This window comes from Pandoraea morbifera, assembly GCF_902459575.1.
Taxonomy (GTDB): domain Bacteria; phylum Pseudomonadota; class Gammaproteobacteria; order Burkholderiales; family Burkholderiaceae; genus Pandoraea; species Pandoraea morbifera.
Map to the genome: position 1 here is coordinate 218,628 of NZ_CABPSD010000002.1, position 20,958 is coordinate 239,585.

General features: G+C 64.8%; 19 protein-coding genes. 10 read left to right on the forward strand and 9 right to left on the reverse strand.

All coding sequences use genetic code 11. The features are described 5' to 3' along the window. Nucleotides 1–75 precede the first annotated feature (75 nt). Nucleotides 76–789 carry an SDR family NAD(P)-dependent oxidoreductase gene (locus PMO31116_RS04455; RefSeq protein ID WP_150565664.1) on the forward strand — a complete coding sequence of 238 codons (714 nt, stop codon included), beginning with the start codon at nucleotides 76–78 and terminating at the stop codon, nucleotides 787–789. Between the two features lie 121 nt (nucleotides 790–910). Here the strand turns inward: PMO31116_RS04455 and PMO31116_RS04460 are convergent, their stop codons facing one another. The 3 genes from PMO31116_RS04460 to PMO31116_RS04470 all read right to left on the reverse strand — a co-directional run bounded on the left by PMO31116_RS04460 (nucleotide 911) and on the right by PMO31116_RS04470 (nucleotide 4,085). After that, nucleotides 911–1,873 (reverse strand): bifunctional GNAT family N-acetyltransferase/nucleoside diphosphate kinase regulator, encoded by a 963-nt coding sequence (locus PMO31116_RS04460; protein WP_145862905.1) that lies wholly within the window; start codon nucleotides 1,871–1,873, stop codon nucleotides 911–913. 119 nt (nucleotides 1,874–1,992) lie between these two features. Then, complete coding sequence (locus PMO31116_RS04465; protein ID WP_150565665.1) at nucleotides 1,993–3,558, reverse strand: MFS transporter; 1,566 nt, start codon at nucleotides 3,556–3,558, stop codon at nucleotides 1,993–1,995. Beyond that, a complete protein-coding gene (locus PMO31116_RS04470; RefSeq protein WP_150565666.1) occupies nucleotides 3,555–4,085 on the reverse strand; it encodes a MerR family transcriptional regulator in 531 nt (176 codons plus the stop codon). The genes PMO31116_RS04465 and PMO31116_RS04470 overlap by 4 nt, the downstream gene beginning before the upstream one ends. Nucleotides 4,086–4,282: 197 nt before the next feature. On the opposite strand from PMO31116_RS04470, the gene PMO31116_RS04475 reads away from it, so the two are divergent. Then, entirely contained in the window at nucleotides 4,283–4,966 is a 684-nt protein-coding gene (locus PMO31116_RS04475) for a dihydrofolate reductase family protein (RefSeq protein ID WP_150565667.1), read from the forward strand. A 49-nt stretch (nucleotides 4,967–5,015) separates the two neighbouring features. Here the strand turns inward: PMO31116_RS04475 and argC are convergent, their stop codons facing one another. Beyond that, entirely contained in the window at nucleotides 5,016–5,945 is a 930-nt protein-coding gene (gene argC, locus PMO31116_RS04480) for an N-acetyl-gamma-glutamyl-phosphate reductase (RefSeq protein ID WP_150565668.1), read from the reverse strand. A 129-nt stretch (nucleotides 5,946–6,074) separates the two neighbouring features. Between argC and PMO31116_RS04485 the strand changes: the two genes are divergently transcribed. Next, nucleotides 6,075–6,959 (forward strand): LysR family transcriptional regulator, encoded by an 885-nt coding sequence (locus PMO31116_RS04485; protein WP_150565669.1) that lies wholly within the window; start codon nucleotides 6,075–6,077, stop codon nucleotides 6,957–6,959. Nucleotides 6,960–7,059: 100 nt separating this feature from the next. Here PMO31116_RS04485 and PMO31116_RS04490 read toward each other — a convergent pair whose 3' ends face one another. Beyond that, nucleotides 7,060–8,403 carry an MFS transporter gene (locus PMO31116_RS04490; protein ID WP_150565670.1) on the reverse strand — a complete coding sequence of 448 codons (1,344 nt, stop codon included), beginning with the start codon at nucleotides 8,401–8,403 and terminating at the stop codon, nucleotides 7,060–7,062. Between the two features lie 176 nt (nucleotides 8,404–8,579). Then, on the reverse strand, nucleotides 8,580–9,518 hold the full coding sequence (locus PMO31116_RS04495; RefSeq protein ID WP_150565671.1) for a LysR family transcriptional regulator: 939 nt from the start codon (nucleotides 9,516–9,518) through the stop codon (nucleotides 8,580–8,582). A 121-nt stretch (nucleotides 9,519–9,639) separates the two neighbouring features. Here PMO31116_RS04495 and PMO31116_RS04500 point away from each other — a divergent pair, with 121 nt between their 5' ends. After that, nucleotides 9,640–10,779, forward strand: coding sequence for an iron-containing alcohol dehydrogenase (locus PMO31116_RS04500; RefSeq protein WP_150565672.1), 1,140 nt, complete (start codon nucleotides 9,640–9,642; stop codon nucleotides 10,777–10,779). A 101-nt stretch (nucleotides 10,780–10,880) separates the two neighbouring features. After that, nucleotides 10,881–12,326, forward strand: a complete 1,446-nt coding sequence (locus tag PMO31116_RS04505) for an NAD-dependent succinate-semialdehyde dehydrogenase (RefSeq protein ID WP_150565673.1) — start codon at nucleotides 10,881–10,883, stop codon at nucleotides 12,324–12,326. 92 nt (nucleotides 12,327–12,418) lie between these two features. Here the strand turns inward: PMO31116_RS04505 and yddG are convergent, their stop codons facing one another. Next, complete coding sequence (gene yddG / locus PMO31116_RS04510) at nucleotides 12,419–13,342, reverse strand: aromatic amino acid DMT transporter YddG (protein ID WP_150565674.1); 924 nt, start codon at nucleotides 13,340–13,342, stop codon at nucleotides 12,419–12,421. Nucleotides 13,343–13,830: 488 nt separating this feature from the next. Here yddG and PMO31116_RS04515 point away from each other — a divergent pair, with 488 nt between their 5' ends. From PMO31116_RS04515 to PMO31116_RS04530, 4 genes are read left to right on the forward strand one after another with little or no spacing between them, the layout of a single operon-like run. Beyond that, nucleotides 13,831–14,820, forward strand: a complete 990-nt coding sequence (locus tag PMO31116_RS04515; protein WP_150565675.1) for an ABC transporter substrate-binding protein — start codon at nucleotides 13,831–13,833, stop codon at nucleotides 14,818–14,820. Then, complete coding sequence (locus PMO31116_RS04520; protein WP_217424716.1) at nucleotides 14,817–15,734, forward strand: ABC transporter ATP-binding protein; 918 nt, start codon at nucleotides 14,817–14,819, stop codon at nucleotides 15,732–15,734. Before PMO31116_RS04515 ends, PMO31116_RS04520 begins: the two co-directional genes overlap by 4 nt. A 33-nt stretch (nucleotides 15,735–15,767) precedes the next feature. After that, complete coding sequence (locus tag PMO31116_RS04525) at nucleotides 15,768–16,538, forward strand: ABC transporter permease (protein WP_150565676.1); 771 nt, start codon at nucleotides 15,768–15,770, stop codon at nucleotides 16,536–16,538. A 12-nt stretch (nucleotides 16,539–16,550) separates the two neighbouring features. After that, nucleotides 16,551–17,297 carry an ABC transporter permease gene (locus PMO31116_RS04530; RefSeq protein ID WP_150565677.1) on the forward strand — a complete coding sequence of 249 codons (747 nt, stop codon included), beginning with the start codon at nucleotides 16,551–16,553 and terminating at the stop codon, nucleotides 17,295–17,297. 96 nt (nucleotides 17,298–17,393) lie between these two features. Here PMO31116_RS04530 and PMO31116_RS04535 read toward each other — a convergent pair whose 3' ends face one another. Together PMO31116_RS04535 and PMO31116_RS04540 are read right to left on the reverse strand one after the other, a co-directional pair. Beyond that, entirely contained in the window at nucleotides 17,394–18,887 is a 1,494-nt protein-coding gene (locus tag PMO31116_RS04535) for an alpha/beta hydrolase (RefSeq protein ID WP_150565678.1), read from the reverse strand. 171 nt (nucleotides 18,888–19,058) lie between these two features. Continuing rightward, nucleotides 19,059–19,985, reverse strand: coding sequence for a LysR family transcriptional regulator (locus tag PMO31116_RS04540; RefSeq protein ID WP_150565679.1), 927 nt, complete (start codon nucleotides 19,983–19,985; stop codon nucleotides 19,059–19,061). A 162-nt stretch (nucleotides 19,986–20,147) separates the two neighbouring features. Between PMO31116_RS04540 and dkgB the strand changes: the two genes are divergently transcribed. Next, complete coding sequence (gene dkgB / locus PMO31116_RS04545) at nucleotides 20,148–20,954, forward strand: 2,5-didehydrogluconate reductase DkgB (protein WP_150565680.1); 807 nt, start codon at nucleotides 20,148–20,150, stop codon at nucleotides 20,952–20,954. Nucleotides 20,955–20,958 lie beyond the last annotated feature (4 nt).

The window sequence follows — 20,958 nt, forward strand, 5'->3', positions numbered from 1 at the left end:
TGCAGGCAAGGCGTCTGGTGCAACGTTTCCCGAGGGCGGAGAATCGATGCATTCGATCGAACGACGGAGAACCTCATGCCTGAAACCCCAACGCATTTACCCTCCCTCCTCCTGATTGGTGCCTCGCGCGGCCTCGGCCACGCGATGGCCGCGGAGTTCGTCCACAGGGGATGGCGCGTGGTAGGCACCGTGCGCGCCGGCAGCGGCCGGACGCTGCTGCACGATCTGGCCGAAGCGCACCCGGACTGCGTGGAAATCGAGACGCTGGACATCACGCGGTGCGAACAGATCTCGGCCTTGCTCGAGCGCTTGCGCGACCGAACGTTCGACATGCTGTTCGTCAATGCGGGCACGACCAATCCCGACCCGACGCAGCACATCGGCGAAGTGTCGACGCAGGATTTCGTGGATCTCATGATCACGAACGCCCTCGGCCCCATGCGTGTCGTCGAACGTCTCTGCGACCGGGTGCGTGCCGCGGGTCTGATCGGTGTGATGTCGTCGGGCCAGGGCAGCATCTCCGACAACGAGTCCGGCCAGCGTGAGCTCTACCGCGGCAGCAAGGCCGCGCTGAACCAGTTCATGCGCAGCTTCGCCGCGCGCCAGGTCCATACCCCACGCCCCATGGCGCTCATCGCGCCGGGCTGGGTGCGTACGGAACTGGGCGGCCCCCAGGGGCGATTGTCGATCGAGGAAAGTGTGCCAGGTGTCGTGAACGTGCTGCTCGACAAGCTCGGCCGGCCGGGTCTCGAGTACCTCGACTACCTCGGACGCACCGTGCGCTGGTGAACCTGCGCCCAATCGCCGACGTGACCGCGATCGCCATCACGATGGCGAGGGCGGCCACACGCCCGACGCGAAGCATGCATGAAATCGCCCCCGCGCGTCGCGTCGATGCGACGCCGTCATCCTATCGATCGAAGTCGCCGGCGGCTTCGGGCTGGTAAAGCACCTTCTCGATGCGAATACGGCGAGTCCGGTTCCGAATCCGCCAATCGATCGCATCGCCCGCCTTATAGCCGAGGATCGCGGAGCCAACTTCGGAGAAGATCGACACCTTACCGGCGCTCTCGTCGGCGTCGTGCGGGTAGACGAGGTCCACGTCCACGGTCTCGTCGTCGAGCCTGAGTCGTGCCCTGGCGTTCATCGTGACCACGTCGCTGGCTACCTGCCGTGCGTCGACGACAATGGCCCGCTCGATCTCGTGCTCCAGATCGACCAGTGCCGGGCCCGCCTCCATCGCGACGAGGTGCCTGAGTCGTGTCTGATCGATCTCGGTGATGTGGATCTCGGTCGTGTCGCCCGGCGTGCTCTCGCGCAGATACTGTAGATAGCGCTCGGAGGTCATAGCGAGCGCTTTCATCGTAGGCGTCTCGCCGTGAGGCTCGAATCCGCAACGCATGAAGGCCCTGAGCGAGCGCGTGTTATCCACGTGAATCCTGGCGACGAGCGTCTCGGCGCGCATCTCGAAGAAGGCGAGCTTCATTCCCGCGCGCAGCGCCCCGGCGCCAAGCCTGCGGCCCCAGTTGTCGCGATCACCGACGACCAGGACAATTTCGCAGTCCTTACCTGTCTTGACGAGGCGGACAAAGCCGATCGGGGCGTCATGTCGGTCGTAGGCCATGAAGAACCGGCCTCCCTGGTTGAACAGATGGGTCAGCACCGGCAACTGCACGCGCTCGATGACTTGCTCGATGGATCGGGAAACGTGGCGCGAATCGCTGAGGTAGCGGACAACGTCCTCGTCGTCCAGCCAATCGATCAGATTCAGTGCGTTGGCCCGCGTGATCTCCGGGCACAGGGAAATGAAAGGCGTGCTCATCTTCATCATGGAATGGATGCAAGAATGAAAGCCTTCCATGGCAACGGCCATGACGGTTCTTTCGACAGAGCCCCTATTCTAAGCCAGAGGTCATCCGCGCAATGCGTCGATCACGTGACGAAACGGGCGAATTTATAGATACCAATACCGGGCCATTCGCATCGGAGCCATCAGTCGATCCGCTTCTGAACGAATGCACACACGGCGCCCAGGAGCGACACCCACACGAGTACCGAGAAGCCGTCGAGCGAGCCGAGAAAGCTCGCTTGCTGCACCACCTGGGTATGAATCGTCGACAGCGCCAGCGATGCCGCCTGTTGCACCGAATATCCCATCGCCTCGTAGCCGTGCGACAACTTGCCGAACATCTCCTGAAACGCGGGGTTGAAAAGGGACACCGACTCGTTCAGACGGGTTTCGTGCACGGCAACGCGGTGTTGCTGCAGGATGATCATGGTGGCCGTGGCGAACGAGTAGGTCAGTTGCTTGACGATGTTCTTGAACCGGTAACCGTGATGAAACTCCTCCAGCGCGAAGATGCGGAACGTGACGTTGGCGACCGGCAACGCGATCATGAGCAGAAGCAGTCCGCGCAGCACAAGCGGCACGATGAGCCACGATGTGCTCACGTCGGGCGGCATGTGCATCATCCAGATTGCAATGAGCGCCGCCATCAGAAAGCCCGGCACGATCATCCACTTCTTGTGCGTGACGCGCGCGGAGACACGGAAATAGATCAGCGCGCCGGCGACCGAGACGAGCGACGTGAGCCCCACCAGCCGCCCGGCATTCTCCACGGGATAGTGCAATCCGCCCTCCAGCAGTCGGGAGACGAGAAACCCCATCGAATTGCTCAGGTAGTAGAACGCGATATAGAGCATGATCCCGGCCTGAAACGTCTTCTCGCGAAGCGCGTGCAGACGAAGCAGCGGGCGCGGATGATGCCACTGCTGCCAGATGAATCCGCCAAGCGCGACCAGTCCGGCCCCCGTGAGGAAAATCAGCTCTGGCGATGAGCCGAACAGCTCGAAGCGAACCTGTTGCATCGCGATCTGTAGCGCCCCTTGCGCAAACGCGAACAGCATATATGGCCAGAAATGCGCTTCGCCGCGATGCTCGTGAAGCACGCGTCCGGCGGACGGAACGGCGAGCACGGCAAACAGCCCGAGCACCACGCCGCCAAAACCGGTGGCCACGAACAACGACCGCCATCCGAAACGGCCAATCAGGTAGCCGCCTGCGAGCGGAGCAAGCGCACTGCCGATCAGAATCATCAGCAGGAAAACCCGGACCGCCACGGGTCGGCGCTGCAGCGTCATTCTCGTCTGGATAAGAATGCGGCAAGCGCTCATCATCGGGCCGATGAAGTACCCCTGGAATCCACGGGCGAGCGCCAGCTCGATCGACGACTCGCTCAGTGCCGCGGCCACTGCCCCGGCGGCAAACAGCAGCAGGCTGCCACCGACATACCGCCGGTACCCCAGGCGCTCCACCCACCATTGCTGCTGAAGGATGCCGAGCACGGACGCGACCGCATACGCGCTCGACGCCCAGACGAGTTCGTCCGGCGAAGCGTTGATGCCGCCAGCGATATAGCTGGTAAAGAATGCGAACCCGGCGTTGTCGAAATAGTCCAGCCCGGTCGCGAGAGCGATGGCCCACGGGAAGAACTCGTCCCGAAACCGCGAAAGGTATCCGCCTCCCCGTGCGGGCAAGGCACTGGCGACCCCGCTCATTTTTCAGCAGCCTTCCGGGCTTTCGGTGTCCCCTGCCCCGTCCCGCGTTTGGCCAGCGCGCGCTCGCGACGCTCGCGAATCAATGCGTCCTTGGGCTCGCCGGCAATGCGGCGCCGAATGTACTGAAGGTCGTACTCGATCTCGTCGCGCACCGCCATCGCTTCGCGCATCTCCTTGCGCACGGCCTGAATCCTCGCATCGACAGCCTCCACCTGACGCACCAGCGACGCTTCGACTTCGCGCAGCGACGCCAGCGACACCGCAGTGCTGGTCGGCGTCGACGTCTCGATGGGTTTCGACAGAATCTCGGCAATGGTCTGCAGCGAAAATCCCAGAGAACGCATGCGCAGGATCCGCACGAACTTCTCGAGATCCTCTTGCGTGTACAGCCGGTAATGACCCTCGCTCCGCGTCGGGACAATCAGCCCCTTCTCCTCGTAATACTTGAGCGTGCGTGGCGTCACGCCGAGCCGCTCGGCAGCCTCGCGAACCGTGACATGACCGGATTCGGCAGCGGACGTTGACATGACGTAAACCTTGCGTGAACAGACTATGGCACGATCATAGCACAACGTGTACGTTCACGTTTATGTTTGCCGAATCCGGGCGGGATTTACCCACGTCGGCAATGTCCGGTAGAGTGGCTTCGTCGACCGGCGGCGGTGCGGACGAAGGTTGGCGGCGAACGTGGCAGCATGACAAACGACCAAACCGGAGGCAGACGATGGCACGCGTACGCGTTGACGGCTTCACCCTCTCGCTCGACGGATTCGGCGCCGGGCCGGATCAGGACATCGACCATCCACTCGGTGTGGGGGGCACGCAATTGCATCAATGGCTGGTGCCGACGCGGACATTCCAGCGCTCGCTCTTCGGCAACGACAGCGGCACGACCGGCATCGACGACGAATTCGCCGCACGCGGCTTTCAGAACGTCGGGGCCTGGATCCTCGGGCGCAACATGTTCGGCCCGATTCGGGGAGACTGGCCCGACAGCGAATGGAAAGGCTGGTGGGGCGACAACCCGCCGTATCACGCGCCAGTGTTCGTTCTGACGCATTACGCGCGACCCGATGTCGCAATGGAAGGCGGCACGACGTTCCATTTCGTCACCGGCGGCATTCACGAAGCGCTCGAGCGCGCCCGTGCGGCGGCGGCCGGTAAGGATGTCCGGATTGGCGGCGGCGCAAACACCATTCGTCAGTATTTGCGCGAGGGACTCATCGATACGCTGCACGTCGCGATCTCGCCGGTACTGCTTGGACGTGGCGAGGCCCTGTTCACGGGCCTCGACCTGCAGGCACTCGGATACGAATGCGAGACTTTCGTCGCATCGGAGAAGGCTACCCACGTAGTGCTTAGGCGCAGGGGCACCGACGTCGCGCCCCCGACGACGTCGGCCTCCTGAGGCGCAGCACCTTCCCTCCGGGGGGGGGGACGACAGTCGCACCGGTGCCTCACACTTGCGCCAGCATCAGATCGAGATTCTGGACCGCCGCGCCAGACGCCCCCTTGCCGAGATTGTCGAACACTGCCGACAACAGCACCTGACCATGCGCCTCGTTCCGATGCACGCACAGATGCATGTCGTTCGTACCGTTCAGTGCCTGCGGGTCGAGATGCGTCTGCGCGTCCGACGCCTCCAGCGGCACCACGCTGACATGGGCCGCTTGGGCATAGTGCCGTGCGAGGCACGCGTGCAAGCGTGCGCCGTCCACGCCGGACGGCAAATGCCGGAGCACCAGCGGCACCGTGAGCAGGATGCCCTGGCGGAAAGCACCATAGGCCGGCGAGAAGATCGGGCGATGTGCAAGCCCGGCGTGCAGGGCAATCTCCGGCGTGTGCTTGTGCGCGAGCTGCAATCCATATGCCTGGTAGGCGGGCGCGCCGGCGGCTTCCGGCCCCTCGAAGGCTTCCACCCTCGCACGTCCCCCACCGGAATAGCCCGAGACCGCGTGCACGCTGATCGGATAGTCGTCCGGAATGAGTCCGGCCTGCAACAACGGGCGCAACAAAGCGATCGCACCGGTCGGATAGCAGCCAGGGTTGGTCACTCGGCGCGCATTGGCAATGCGCTCTGCCTGCTCCGGCGTCATTTCCGGAAAGCCATAGGTCCAGTCCGGCTGCGTGCGGTGGGCGGAACTCGCGTCGATGACCCGCACGGCCGGATTGACGATGGCTTTCACGGCCTCGCGCGCGGCCTCGTCCGGCAGGCAAAGAATGGCGATATCGCAGTCATTGATAGCCTGCGCGCGCCGCGTCGCGTCCTTGCGTTGCGCGGCGGGAAGCGTGAACAACCGGATATCCGTGCGGTCGCGCAACCGTTCGTGAATCTGCAGTCCGGTCGTGCCTTGATCGCCATCGATAAAGATTACGGGAGAGCTCATGAGCGCAATGGCCTGCGCGAGGCAGGCTCGAAAAGGGGGAAGGAGCCCTCATATTCCGCGTGCGGGTAGAATAAGGAAAGTTGAATTTCACAACAATGACGTTCACTTTTCCTGAACCTGGATATCGACATGCGAGAGATCAGCCTGGACCGCCTGCGTACGCTGGTGGCCATTGCCGAGCGGGGTTCGTTTGCGGAAGCGGCGCGTGCCCTGCACCTTGCCGCGCCGACCGTGAGCCTTCACATCGCAGAGTTGGAGGCCCGCATTGGCGCGCCCCTGCTGTCTCGCAAGCGAGCGCAGGTGCGTCCGACCGCCATTGGCGAAGCGCTCGTGACGCGCGCGCGCCGGCTGCTGGCCGATGCCGAACAGGCGCTCGACGATATCCAGCGCCAGGTGGAAGGGCTTGAGGGACGGGTGCGCCTGGGCGCGTCGACCGGGGCCATCGCGCACCTCTTGCCGCAGGCGCTCGAAGCCTTGCGCCGAGACCATCCGGCGATCGACGTTCAGGTGGCGGTACTCACGTCGCAGGAGACGCTCGCTCGACTGGTGGACGGCACCCTGGACATCGGGCTGGTGGCGCTGCCGCAACCGCCGGTTGCCGGTCTGGTCATCAAGCCGTGGCGACGCGACCCGGTGATGGCGTTCGTGCCGGCGCACTGGCAGTGTCCGGCACGCATCACGCCGGAATGGCTGGCGGCGCAGCCGCTGATTCTCAATGACGCCACCACCCGCCTCTCACGGCTGACCTCGGAGTGGTTCGCCACGAGCGGGCACCGCCCCGTGCCGCGCATCGAGCTGAACTACAACGACGCGATCAAAAGCCTCGTGGCCGCCGGATATGGCGCGGCGCTGTTGCCCAACGAGGCGACGACACCGGTGCCCGACAACCGTATCGTCATGCGCCCGCTGCGACCCGCGCTTTGGCGTCGTCTCGGCATCGCCCATCGCGCAGGTCATGTGGAGCGTGCCACGCAACACGTGCTGGATGTGCTCTGGGACTTGCGCGTGGCATAGATACGGCGGTGCAGGCATCTGGCCAAGTCATCCGTCGGGCAGTCCCGGAACTTCGAAGCCGCCGGCGCCCGACGGAGATCGGCGCCCCCCCCGGCGACGATCAGTCGTCGAGCGGCAGGCCGCTGCGGTCCTTGGCGAAGGCGACCGCCACGATCGACACCAATGCGCACCCCATCATGAAGACGACCACCGGCACGTAGCTGCCGCCGAAGTAGGCGACCAGCGCCGTGGCGATCAGCGGCATTGGCCCGCCCACGAGCGCCGCGCCGATCTGGTAGCCCAGCGACATGCCTGTGTAACGAATGCTTGCCGGAAATGCCTCGGCCAGCAGCGTGCCGATCATCGAGCCGTAGGTCGTCCAGATCACGCTGAGGCCGACCCCCACCGCAAGCGCCGCCAGCACGATCGATTTCTGATTCAGCAGCCAGAAGAACGGCCCGATCCACGCAATGAAGGCGAGACTGCCGTAAATGAACACCTTCTTGCGGCCGATCTTGTCCGAGAGATGCCCGAAATACAACATGAACGGGAAAGCAATCAGGGCGCAGACCAGCACGATGTTCAGAATGTCCGAGCGCTGGAAGCCGTGGCCGATCATGTACGAGACCGTGTAAGTGGCGTAAAGGAAGAAGGTCGAGGTCTCCACCACCTTGGCGCCAATCGCGATCAGCACGACGCGCCAGTGGTCCTGGAGCGTCTCCTTGAGCGGAATGCGCGCGTGGCTGCGCGTGGCGAGAATCTTCTTGAACGACGGCGTCTCCCCAACGGCGTTGCGAATCCACATCCCGATCAGCACCAGCACAATCGAACCGACGAACGGAATGCGCCATCCCCAACTCTGGAAGTCCGCGTCGCTCATCGCATTGCTCAGCAGCGACGTGATGATGTTGCCCAGCGCCAGCCCGAGCACGGCGCCGGTTTGCGGCACCGCACCGAAGAAGCCACGGCGATGGCGCGGCGAATATTCCACGGCCAGCAGCACACCGCCCCCCCACTCGCCGCCCAGCGCCAGGCCCTGCATCAGGCGCAGCACCGACAGCAGGATCGGCGCCCACACGCCGATCTGGTCGTAGTTGGGCAGTAATCCCATGCACACCGTCGACATCCCCATCATCGAAAGCGTGATGGCCAGCGTCTTCTTGCGCCCGACGCGGTCGCCGATGTGCGCGAAAATCACGCCGCCCAGTGGACGAATCACAAAGGCCAGCGCGAACGCGGCGAGCGCCAGCAACTGGCTGACCAACGGATCGGTGCTCGGGAAGAACTGCTTTGCGAAGATGATGGACGCCATCGTTCCGTACAGGAAGTAGTCGTACCATTCGATCGTGCTGCCTACCGCGCTGCCCAGCAACGCGCGCCGACGCTCGGCATCGGGAACCATCGTTTCCTTGATATCAGCCGTCAGCCCGGCATGTCCGGCGCTGTTGGGCGCAATTCCGCTCATTGTCTCCACCTCGTTATTTTGCGAACGAACGAAGTCTACAAAGGCGGATCGCAACCGTACACTGAGGGTTGGCGTTAGCGATATAACTTTTCGCTATGCCAACGAACGGCCACGCCGAACGCTGGCATGCGAGACGCACATACTCCGCCTCACACCAGGCGACGCGACGGTTTCGGTCAGGCGTCCTGCGTCGCGCCGCGTGCAACGATGGCGTCCATGAGCATCCGGGCCCCGTGCGACACCGGTGCGCCGCGCCGGGTCACGAGTTCGTACGGCTCGCTGAGCGACGACAGTTGCAGCGGCAACGTGCACGCCACGCCGTGCGCCGTATGAAAGCGCGCCACGTCGATGGATACGAGCGCCACGAGCGACGGATTCTTCTGGAGCAACGAAACCGTTGCGAAGGCGGAAGTCGTTTCCAGCAGGTGAGACGGAAAACGCAGCCCGGCGTCGTGGAACTCCCGCTCGAGCAACCGCCGCATCGGCATGTTCGCGCGATAGACCACCCAGCGGTAATCGGCCAGTTCGCTCAGCGAAACACGATCGGCGCGAGCCAGCGGATGCGCCGCGTTGGCGATGACCGCAAGCGTCTCGTCCTGTACGAACGCGCTGTCGTAGAGGTAGGGCGTCTGGCTCACGCTCGTGCGACAGATGGCGAGGTCGAGGCGGCCGGCGTCGATCAGGCTGAGCAGCGTCGCGCTCGTGTCTTCCACGATCTCGATGGACATGTCGGGCTGCGCCTCGCCCACGGCGGTGATCGCATCGGTCAGCAGCGGCACCGCGCCCATGATCACGCCCACCGATACCCGGCCGCCGTGACCGCGCATGATGCCGACCATCTCTTCGCGCAGATGCGCCAGATCCGACTGAATGAGCCGCGCATACCGGATCACGCAATGCCCGACGGCGTTCGGTTCCAGCCCACGGTTCGATCGCTCGAAGAGCGACGCGCCGAAGGTCGTCTCGATCTCATGCAACGCCTTGCTCGCGCCGGGCTGCGTCATGGAGAGTTGCCTGGCCGCGCCAAGCAACGAACCGTGCTCTTCAATGGCGATCAGCAATCGGAGCTGTTTGACGTGCAGGCGGGAGATGATCGAGTTGAGCGTTGGGGGCATCTTGGATTGATGAAAAGTTATATCACTATCAAATGCTGTCAATATCGGCGCGACGGAATGCACCATAAACTGCCATGACCTCGCAGCAGCATAGCTTCCCTATAACTTTTCGTCATCCATCATGTCCCTCATCAACTACATCACGCAGATCCAGTTCGGCTTCGATGCGATTCGCCTTCTGGCGGGCGAATGCGAGCGGATCGGCGTTCGTCGTCCGCTGATCGTGACCGACGCGGGCATTCGCGCGGCGGGCCTGCTCGACACCGTGCTCGCCGCATTGGGGGCCACCTCGCCCGTGCCGGTGTTCGATCAGACACCGCCCAACCCGAACGAGTCGGTGGTGCGAGACGCCGTCGCGATGTACAAAGCCAACGGCTGCGACGGTGTGATCGCGCTGGGCGGCGGTTCGTCGATCGATCTGGCCAAGGGGGTGGCCGTCTGCGCCACGCACGACGGTCCGCTGCAGCAGTTCGCCGTGATCGAAGGCGGGGCGGCGCGCATTACATCGGCGACGGCTCCGGTCATCGCCATTCCGACCACGGCCGGCACGGGGAGCGAGGTCGGGCGCGGCGCGATCCTGATTCTCGACGACGGTCGCAAGGTGGGCGTCATCTCGCCGCATGTCGTGCCGCGCGTGGCCATTTGCGATCCCGCGCTCACGCTCGGGCTGCCGCCGGGCCTCACTGCCGCTACCGGCATGGACGCCATCGCGCACTGCATGGAGACGTTCATGGCGCCGGCGTTCAACCCGCCTGCCGACGGCATCGCGCTTGACGGCCTGTGGCGTGCCTGGCGTCACATCGAGCGCGCCACGCGCGATCCGGGCGACCGCACCGCGCGACTGAACATGATGAGCGCCTCGATGCAGGGAGCGCTCGCGTTTCAGAAAGGGCTGGGCTGCGTGCACAGCCTGAGCCACTCGCTCGGCGGCCTGAATCCGCGCCTGCACCACGGCACGCTCAACGCCATCCTGCTGCCGGCGGTCATCGCGTTCAACCGCGCATCGCCGACGATGCAGCAGGACGCCAAACTCGATCGCATGGCACAGGCCATGGGGCTGTCGTCGGGCGAAGCGGTCGGCCCGGCGATCGCCGACATGACACAGCGACTGGGGTTGCCGCGCGGCCTGGGGGAACTGGGGGTCACGGAGGAATGGTTCCCGCGCATCATCGACGGCGCCCTGAAGGATCACAGCCACAAGACCAATCCGCGCGACGCCAGCGAGCAGGACTACCGCACGATGCTCGTCGCATCGTTGTAAAGTGGCGAGGTACGCGGCCGGTGTCGACACCGGCCGCGTCTCACTCTGGATCTCCTCTCACTGACATTGAGTCTTCATTCTTCATTCCAGGAAATTCGACCATGGTCACATCAGGTTATACCGACACCCGCCTGCTGATTAACGGCGAGTGGTGCGATGCTGCGAGCGGCAAGACGATCGACGTCATCAACCCGGCTACCGGCAATCCGATCGGAAAAGTCGCGCATGCGGGCGTTGCCGATCTCGACCGGGCGCTCGAAGCCGCGCAGCGCGGCTTCAACGCCTGGCGCAAGATTCCCGCCGTCGAGCGCGCCACCACGATGCGCAAGGCGGCCGCACTGGTGCGCGAGCGTGCCGACGCCATTGGCCGGTTGATGACGCAGGAGCAAGGCAAGCCGTTTGCCGAGGCCCGCATCGAAGTGCTCGCCGCGGCCGGCATCATCGAGTGGTTTGCCGACGAGGGCATGCGCGTATACGGCCGCGTCGTGCCCTCGCGCAACCTGAATGCCCAGCAGATGGTGCTCAAGGAGCCGATCGGTCCGGTGGCGGCGTTCACGCCGTGGAACTTCCCGGTGAACCAGGTGGTGCGCAAGCTGAGCGCCGCGCTCGCCTGCGGTTGCTCGTTCCTCGTCAAGGCACCCGAAGAGACCCCGGCCTCCCCCGCCGCGCTGCTTCAGGCGTTCGTGGACGCGGGCGTCCCGGCCGGTACGGTGGGCCTCGTCTTCGGCGACCCGGCCGAGATTTCCAGCTACCTGATCCCGCACCCGGTGATCCGCAAGATCACGTTCACCGGGTCGACGCCGGTCGGCAAGCAGCTCGCCTCGCTGGCGGGCCTGCACATGAAACGCGCAACGATGGAACTGGGCGGCCATGCGCCGGTAATCGTGGCCGAAGACGCCGACCTCGCGCTCGCCGTCAAGGCAGCCGGTGGCGCCAAGTTCCGCAATGCCGGTCAGGTTTGTATCTCGCCCACGCGTTTTCTCGTGCACAACAGCATCAAGGACGCGTTCGCGCAGGCCCTTGTCAAGCACGCCGAGAGCCTGAAGCTCGGCGACGGCCTGGCCGAGGGCACGACCCTGGGGCCGCTCGCCAACGCGCGTCGTCTCACCGCGATGAGCCGCGTGATCGAGGACGCGCGCAAGACCGGCGCAACGGTGGCAACGGGTGGCGAGCGCGTGGGCACATCGGGCAACTTCTTCGCGCCCACGGTGCTGACCGACGTGTCGCTCGAGGCAGACGTGTTCAACAACGAGCCGTTCGGTCCCGTGGCGGCCATTCGTGGCTTCGACAAGCTCGAAGACGCCATCGCCGAGGCCAACCGCCTGCCGTTCGGGCTCGCGGGCTACGCGTTCACTCAGTCGTTCCGCAACGTGCATCTGCTCTCGCAGCAACTCGAGGTCGGCATGCTGTGGGTGAACCAACCGGCCGCACCGTCGCCCGAAATGCCGTTCGGCGGCGTGAAGGATTCGGGCTACGGCTCGGAAGGCGGCCCGGAGGCCATGGAAGCCTATCTCGTGACCAAGGCCGTGTCGGTCATGGCCGCCTGATCATGGCCGCTGGAGCGTGACCGCCTGATCCGGGCGATCACGTCGCCGGTCCGGTGCTCGTAACGACCACCGGACCGGCGAGCCGCACGCCTTCAATCCCCCGCCCCGGAGCGGCGCACCGCGCGCCCCCGGTTTCGGGTGGCCAGCCAGCAGAGCAGCGAACCGCCGCAAACCATCGCCGCGCCTTGCCAGAACGCATAGGGCAGTGCAGTGCGCAGCAGCGCGGCCGAGAGCACCGCGGAGAACACGGGAATGAAGTACGAGGCCCCCGCGAGCAGCGTCACGTTGCCCCCCAGAATGCCGACGTTCCAGGCCGCATACCCGAAACCCATCGCCCCGGCCGCCAGCAACAGATAGATAACGCCGGACATGCTCACCCGCATCGGCGCCGGGTCCCCGAGCCAGTACTTCGCCCATAGCGCGATCGCCACCAGCATGAAAAAGAACGTCACACCGTTCTTGCCGTCGGCGTAGCGCGCGGTCAACGTGCAATAAGCGGCCCAGATCACCGCCCCGGCGAACGCGAGTGCGTAGCTCAGCGGATTGTCGAGCACATTGCCTGCCATCCGCGCGACGTCGAACCCCTGGTCGCCGCCGAGCACCCAGCAGATGCCGAGCATGGACAGCAGAAATCCCGGCACCACCCAGAAGCTGGCACGCTGCCGGTTGAAGACGATTGCCGCGAGCATCGTGAACGTCGGCCACAAGTAATTGACCATGCCGACTTCGATGGCCTGACGCGCTGTATTCGCGTAGCCGATGGACAGCGACAGGCACAGCTCGTAGACGACGAATAGCAGCGTGCCCGGGTACAGATAGCGTTTCGGAAATGTCTTCAGGTCGGGGAAGCCAACGCTGAGCAACAGGAACACGGACGCGACCGTATACATCATCGCGGCGCCGCCGGTCGGCCCAAAGCTTTCGCTGACCCCGCGAATCAACCCGACAATCGCGCTCCACAGCACCACTGCCACCAACCCGACGAGCGTCGCCCGATTCCTTCGCTTGCTGTCCATGCCCTGCCTGCTTTCGTTGACGAAGCGGCCCGGAAGGCGCCTGTGCGTCGCCAGCCGGCCGTGGGCAGCAGTATAGCGATCGCAGAGCGCCGCCACCGGCGCGAAAAACCAAAATGCTTCATCATGTGACTTTCCGGCGCGGCGTCGCACCCTGTCCAGCGCCCTTTGCACCGCCTCGCCCCATGCGCCCGCTCGGGCGCATCGACGCTCGGCGAGCGCGTACCGTTACCGGGCGGGACTGCGGCTCCGTCCCGATTCGCCATATTGTGCTGCTGCATTTCGTCCATGATGTCCCGACAGCACAGCGACAGCGTATGATCGAGCGCTTCCTGACGTCGAATGAAAATCGCCGCCGCGAGATGACGCGCGGCAACCCGTGCCCCTGCCCTCAGGCAGGCGATCGGTCCGATGCTCGCGCCCCAGGGTGCGCTGATGTTTGATTCTTTCCCGGCGTTTGGTAATGCGCCGGCTGGTTTGACCCGGAGTCGATGATGAAAAGGCTGTTGCGCCTCGTTCCCCTGCTTGCCCTGGCATGCGCCGTGTGGCTGCCGACCTCGCGTGTCGCGCAGGCCGAAGAAATCTCCGTCACGCAATGGGGAAGCAGCCTGTACGGGCTGCCCTATGCAATGGCGATGGATCGCGGACTGTTCAAGAAAGCGGGCGTCGACATCACGGGCATTCTTGGCTCGGGCGGCGGCGGCACCACCGTGCGCAACATTCTCGCGAGCAAGACTCCCTACGGCGAAGTGGCCGTATCGGCCGCGCTTGCAGCCGCGCGCCAGGGCCTGGACATCGTGATCGTCAACGTGGGCACGCGCAGCGTGGCCGAGGCGTCCATGGTCACGATGCCCGACAGCCCGGTCCGCTCGCTCAACGATCTCGTCGGCAAGAAGGTGGCGATCACATCGCCCAAGAGCGTGTCGGAAATGCTCTTCCTGATGGTGCTGCGCGAAAAGGGCGTCGATGCCTCGAAGATCACCCGTGTGGCCTCCGGCGGATACGTCAACGGCATGACGATGCTCGAGCAGGGCGCCGTGGCCGGGGCGGTCGCCATCGAGCCGCTCTCCCTCGTGCGCAAGGCAAAGTACCGCACGCTGTATCGCGCGGGCGACATCCTCAAGCCGATGACCACGTCCGTGGGAATCACCACACGCGCGTTCGCGCAGTCGCATCCCGACACGCTGCGCGCCATCATCGCGGGGCGTCGCGCCGGCGTGGACGCGACCTACGCCGACCCCGCGGGCGCCGCGAAACTGCTCGCCGCGCAATTCAAGCTGCCACCCGACATCGCCCGGGAAGCGGTCGACAACATGATCCGCGCACATATGTGGAGCCCGGGACAATTCGACCGTGCGGAGCTCGATCGCGTGGCCGACGGACTCAAGCTCATCGGCGAGATCCGGGAAGACGTGAACTGGGCGAAGCTCATCGACGCCCGCTTCCTGCCGGCGGACGTCCGCGCGAAGGGTCAGCCATGACCTCCCATGGAACGGGCCCGCACCTGCATCTGGTTGACGTCGCTGGCGCTTCGTCGACGGGCCACGAGCCGCACGCCGTGCTGTCGGCGGTGACCAAGGTGTTCGACACGCCGAGCGAAAACACATCGCGAAAAGTGCAGATGCAGGCCCTCGGCCCCATCGATCTGACGCTGCGTCGCGGGGAATTCCTTTCGGTCGTCGGCCCGTCGGGATGCGGCAAGTCGACGCTGCTCGAAGTGATCGCGGGACTCGCGGCGCCGACCACCGGCACCGTGCTGTTCGAAGGGCGACCGGTGAACGGCGGCGTGCCCGACGGGGTCGGCGTCGTCTTTCAGGAGGACGCCTCGTTCCCGTGGCTCACGGTGCGTGAGAACATTGGTTTCGGCCTTCGCATGGCCGGAGTCGACAGCGCGGAGATCGGTCGTCGCGTGGACTACGCCCTCGGCTTCATGGGCCTTCGCGACTTCGCCAACGCCCGCCCCGCGCAGCTCTCGGGCGGCATGCGTCAGCGCATGTGCATCGCACGAACGCTCGTCATCGCCCCGCGCCTGATCCTGCTCGACGAGCCATTCGGCGCGCTCGATCAGCAAACGCGCATGCTCATGGGCGACGAGTTGCTGCGGCTGTGGCGCGAAACGTCGGCTACCGTCTTGCTCATCACGCACGCGCTCGACGAGGCGGCAGTACTCTCGGATCGCGTCGGCGTGATGTCGTCGCGTCCGGGCCGCTTCATCGACATCGTCGAGACCGGCTGGGACCGTCATCGCGACAGTCACGGCGTGGCCGCGCCGCGTTTCGGCGACATTACCGCCCGCCTCTGGGCGACGTTGCGCGACGAGTCGCTCAAGGCGATGCAGGCCGGCCAGCCCCCGCGCGACAGCGGCGTACGCCGCCCCGGCCTTCGCGGTCGATGAGCGAGCCGCGCAGAACGTGGAAACGCCGTGGTCATGATTCGCACTGAACGCCTCATCCGCATGGGCATCGTCGCCGGCCTGATCCTGCTGGTGGAATGGCTGTGCCGCAGCGGCACGATTCCGGGCACCGTCCTGATTGCCCCGAGCGCCATGGCCCGGCATGCCATCGATCTGTTGCGCGAAGGCCGCTTCACGCACGACATCGCGACGAGCTTCGGGAGCATCGCCGTCGCCTCGCTGTGCGCCATCGCTCTCGGTTGCGGCGCCGGGCTCGCCATCCACGCGATGCCTGGCGTGCGCCGCGCGCTCGAGCCACTCATCGCAAGTTATTACGCCGTGCCGACATTCGCGTTCTATCCCGTATTCATCGTGATGTTCGGCGTCGGCGTGCTGCCGATCATTGTCATTGCCACCCTGCTCGCCGTGGTCTCGATGGTGACCGCAACGATGAACGGGCTCGATCGCATTCCTCGCGTGTACGCGAAAACCGCGCGAACGATGCGGCTGTCCCGCTGGCAGGCCGTGTGGCATGTGAAGCTGCCCGCCGCCCTGCCGCACCTGTTCGGTGGGGTGCGACTCGCGGTCTCGCATGCCTTCATCGGGGTGATCGCGTCCGAGTTCATTCTGTCGGGCGCGGGCATCGGATACGCCATCGGCTACGCCTACAACAACTTCGAGAATGCCGACATGTATGCGCTGATGCTCATGGTGCTGATTGCCGTGACACTGGTCAACGGCGTGCTCAATCACGTCGACGCGCGCTTTCGGGCGCGACGCGGCAACGTCGCCAGTCGGCGACGCTGACGGGGCCATCGCATGGAAACGAAGCAAGCCAATCCCCTCGGTACGCTGGCCGTCCTGCTCGGGCTCCTGGTTCTGTGGCTGGCCGTGCACCAGCTCAACCCCGCGGCCCTGGGTTCGCCCGCCACGACCGTGCAGGGGCTGTGGCGCATGATGAGCACGGCGGCGTTCTGGGACGATGCCGCGCAAACCGGTCGGGCGCTCGTCTACTCGCTGGCGATCGCCATCGCCGGGGGCGTTGCGCTGGGCCTCGTACTCGGCGCGAATCGACTTGCGGCAAACGTGGCGGAGCCGATTCTCGTCAACCTGTACGCGTTGCCCAAGGTCACGCTGTACCCGCTGGTGCTGCTGATCTTCGGTCTGGGGCTCGCGGCCAAGGTGGCGTTCGGGGTCATGCACGGCCTCATGCCGGTTCTGATCTTCACGATGAACGGCATCCGGCAGATCCGTCCCGTGTATTTCCGTGCGGCGCATGCCATGCATCTCTCGCGCCGACAGATCGCGTTGCACGTTGTCCTGCCCACGGTGCTACCCGAGGTGTTCGCCGGTGTCCGGCTGGGGTTTTCGCTGTCGTTGCTAGGGGTGCTGATTGGCGAGATGTTCGCTTCGCAGAAGGGGCTGGGACATCAGATCGCCAACGCAATGAACCTCGGCGACATCGACACGATCATGGCCGTCGCACTCTTTCTCGTGCTCTTCGCCGTGGCCGGCAACGCGCTGCTCATGGCGATGAGCCGGCGATACGGCACGCTTGCGGCTTGATCCACGGGCACACCGCGCCATTGCCTTCCGACGGCGCCTGACCAGCCGCCGCCGGGGCCGGGCTCCGACGGCGTCACCGGCATTCGCCCACAGCCGTCAGGGCCGCGAGGCCGCCTGCTGCGATGCCGCGCCGGTCAGGCCATCGATGTATTGCGCCATCAACGGATAGAACGGATTCGACGAGAGCCGCAGGAAAGTGTCCGAGCCGATCACGAGGAACCCCACCTCGCCACGCACCGACATCGCGCCGAGATGCACGCCGTAGTTTTCAGGCTCGTCCGGGTGCAGGCCATACAGCGTGTCGGACATCGGAAAGGGCAGCGCCACATGAGACAAGGAGAAGATCTCCGGCGGATATTGGAACGGGATCGCCCGGGAGACAGTCTCGGTGCTGCCCGGCTCGGTCACCTGCGCCACCATGTCCGGCGAATCGTTGCCGGCGTTGGTAATGACCGTCGTGCGATAGGACCGGTGCCCCGAAGGCAGGAGTCGAAGCATGGCATCGGATGCCGCCGTGCGGAAGAACGGCGTCATCTTCGCCGAGCGGTTGATGTCGAACAACACCAGTTCGCTGCCGTTCGCCGGCAAATGCTCGTATAGCGCACTGACCACGGCGCGCGTGCTGACCGTGAAATCCAGCACGGAGTGAAAAGTCAGCACCGGCGGGAGCGCACCGTCGAGCACGCCCTGCCGCGACATGCGCGCGATCTGCGCCTGAAGCGCCTGGGTAAGCGCGTACGATTGGCGCGCACCGTTCACGGGAAACGAGTTGTATTTGAACGGATTGAACTCGGGCACGATGCCAAGCCAGGCCGCTTTCGCAAACGGCGGCAAGAACGCGGGCAAGGCGGCCAACCCGGCGAAGCGCGCGAAGCGGGTAATGCCGATCATCGGAGAGATCAGCACCAGCCGGTCGGGTCGTGCCAGCGTGTCGTTCTCCAGCGCGTCGAGTGCGTACTGCATCGCGAGCGCGCCGCCATTCGAGAACCCGACGAGATGCAGCGGCGCGGGCGCGGGCACGAGCGCGCGCGCCTCGCGGACCGCCAGCCGCGTGGCGGCGCGCCAGTCCTCCCACGTCGCATCGGTCAGCCCGGCCGGTACCGTGCCGTGACCGGGCAAGCGGATCGCCACCACGGCGAAGCCGTCGCGCCGATAACGCCGACCGATGTGCCGCAGACTGTAAGGTGAATCCGTCAGGCCGTGCAGCAGCACGACCACGCCACGCGGCGTGCCCTGCGGCATCAGCGTGTAGGAACGGTTCCAGTCCTGCTTGAAATGCTCGGGATAGATGGCACTTCGCGGATTGAACCGGTTGCTCGCGACCCGCTCGTCGGGCGGCAGTTGTTCGCTCACGTGCTCCCGGACGTCGTCGAACAACGCGTTCTCATGTTCGAGATAGGCGCTCCATGTGGCGTGGTCGATCTGCGCCGCATGCCAGTCGGGCGGCACATAGGTATGCCACAGCGACAGCCCCGGACCGCGTTGCGTGTCGTAAATGCGAAGCGCCAGGAGTGTTACGAGGACAAGAAGCAACCCCACCAGCCCCCGCCGGCTCCATTTCCAGACCCAACCGCGAACGTTTGCCTGCATGACGACTCCCGGCGTGTTGTGTCGCGTCCGTGCATCGGCCAGGCAAGTCTTCCCGGATCGCGGTGCACGCCGCCTCGGTGAAATATTAGACGTGCGAAGCGCCGAAGGCGACGTATTTCGGCGTTGGGACGTCGGCGACTGACTCGCGCCAAGGCGCCGCGAGGTTCGCCATCAGGACGCCGCCCACGATTTTCCCTTGCCTTGCGTTGCCTGTTCGCCGAGCGCGACCACCAGATAGTCCACGAACGACGCGATTCGCGACGATATCGCCGTGTTTCGGTAATAGACGGCCTGAACCGGCTGGCGCACGTCGAGCGTCTGGCGCGCGAGAATCTGCACAAGACGGCCTGCCTCGCGATCACGCACCGTCATGAAGTCCGACAGACTCACGATTCCGGCACCTTCGATCGCCAATTGGCGCAATGTCTCGCCGCTCGACGACACGATGTCCGGCGCGATCCGGTAGGGCTCGCCGTCGGCGCCGGCAATCGGCCATGCGTTGAGCGATTCGGGTTGACTGAATCCCAGCAGCGAATGCCTTGCGAGGTCCTCTGCCTTGCGTGGCGTTCCGTGAGCTTGCAAATAGGCGGGGCTCGCGAGGATTCGCACGCGACTGTGACCGATCAGACGGCTGTGCAACGTGGAATCCTTGAGATGCCCGATGCGAATCGCCACATCGGTCCGCCGCTCCAGCAAGTCGGTGATGCCTTCGTTGCTGTGGAGCTCGAGCTCCACCTCCGGATAGCGTTCGAGATAGCCCGCCACGAGCGGCACGATCACATGGAGCATGAATGGCGTGGCGGCATCGACCCGCAGGCGCCCCGACGGCTTCTCCCGCCGGGTGATCATTTGCGCTTCGGCATTCTCGACGGCGTCGATGATCGAGCGGGCATTTTGCAGAAACGCCTCGCCCTCTTCCGTGAGCGCCAGGCGCCGTGTCGTGCGGCGCAGCAACGTTATCTTCAACTTCTCTTCCAGACGCCCGAGCGTGCGGCTGGTCGCCGACACGGTAAGGCCGAGCTGCTGCGCGGCGGCCGTGATCGAGCCGGTGTCGACCACGGCGGCAAACGCCTGAAGTTCGTCGAGCGTGACCTTCATTATTGATTTGAAATCAAAATAATTTCGCTTATACGCTACTTTTTCATCAAAAGTAAAGGCGGCAAACTACGCACTACCCTCAAGGAAACCGGGATGCCACCTCACGCGCCGCGACAGTGATCCCCGATGCTTCAGCGCATCACTCAACACAGGAGTTACAGGATGAACCACATTCCTCCATTTGGCCTGGGCACCTTCCGCCTGAAGGATCGGGTCGTGATCGATTCCGTACGAAACGGCCTCGAGCTTGGCTATCGCGCGATCGACACCGCGCAGATCTATGGCAACGAAGCCGAGGTCGGACAGGCGATCGCCGAATCGGGCATTTCCCGCGGCGACCTGTTTCTGACCACCAAGATATGGGTCGACAACTACGCCCGCGAAAAGCTCGCGCCGAGCCTGGAACAGAGTCTCGCCAAGCTGCGCACCGACTACGTCGACCTCACGCTGATTCACTGGCCCGCGCCCAACAACGGTGTGCCTCTCGAGGAATTCATGCATGCGCTGGCCGAGGCCAAAGCCCGTGGGTTGACACGCCGTATCGGCATATCGAACTTCAACATCGCACTGACGAAGCAGGCCATCGCCGCCGTCGGCAAGGACGCCATCGCGACCAACCAGATCGAGCTGAGCCCCTACCTGCAAAACGCCCGGTTAGTCGAATTCCTCGCACAGGAAGGCATTCACGTGACTTCGTACATGACGCTCGCCTACGGCAAGGTGCTGGGCGATCCGGTGATCGGCGATATCGCACGGCGCCACCAGGCCACACCGGCGCAGGTGACGCTCGCCTGGGCGCTGCGGCGCGGCTTCTCGGTGATTCCGTCGTCCACCAAACGGGAGAACCTTGCGAGCAACCTGCTGGCGCAAACGCTGCGCCTTACCGACGACGACATGGCCCGCATCGCCGCACTCGAGCGCAACGGCCGCGAGGTCAAGCCGGACGGTCTGGCGCCGCAGTGGGACTGATGGC